Raw genomic sequence first — 757 nt, forward strand, 5'->3', positions numbered from 1 at the left:
GACTAACGTTACATAACCATCTTCGGTTAACGTAAAATTTATAGGAATAGGACCTTTTATTTCCGATCTGTAAAGGTTAGAATTTATTCTAATTGTTGAGAGCGCATATTCGGGAATGAAAATGGAAAAATATGCCAGTAAAGAAAATATAGAGAGGAAACCGAAATAATGTTTCATATGACTAATTACATTTCCTTATTTAAACACCATTATAACGATCTGCTACTGGTTATATTTTACAATAAGTTAATCAATAGTTCGTAATATGCAATTAGCGAAAAAATAAGACATTCTATAACACCCCATATTATGCGCACAACACTCCATTCCAACGGAAATGCTTGGACGGCTGCAGTATCCTGGTTGTGGATTATTAAGAAAAATTATAATATTTAATTTAATGATTAATTATAGCATTTTTAAAACGGAGGGCGTTAGGGCCTATCGAAAATTTATCTGCATATACATTTATGGCGTTGATTTCCATTTTCTTTTTATCAGCTGGTGAAAGATCAAGCCAATTTTTAATTAATTTTTCAGTTCCCTGTGCTGTATCATCTTCTACAAGTCCAGCTTCAGCATTTTTAATTTCTGTCCAAATGTTAACTTTGTTAGAAATTAAAACCACCTTACCACAAGCCAGCGCTTCGGCTACTGATATCCCAAAATTTTCCTGGTGGCTGGGAAGAATAAATGCATCGCAGGAATAAAAAGCCCCCCATTTGGCATCGCCGGAAAGCATGCCGGGGAAATATAC

Annotated in this window: 1 protein-coding gene; it reads right to left on the reverse strand. The window is 34.5% G+C overall.

Annotated elements, in window-relative coordinates:
* Positions 1–397: 397 nt before the first annotated feature.
* On the reverse strand, positions 398–757 hold a 360-nt coding region (locus AC1DPZ_RS28410), incomplete at its 5' end, for a glycosyltransferase (protein WP_477409848.1).

It is taken from the genome of Mucilaginibacter sp. P4_G9 (genome assembly GCF_056400985.1).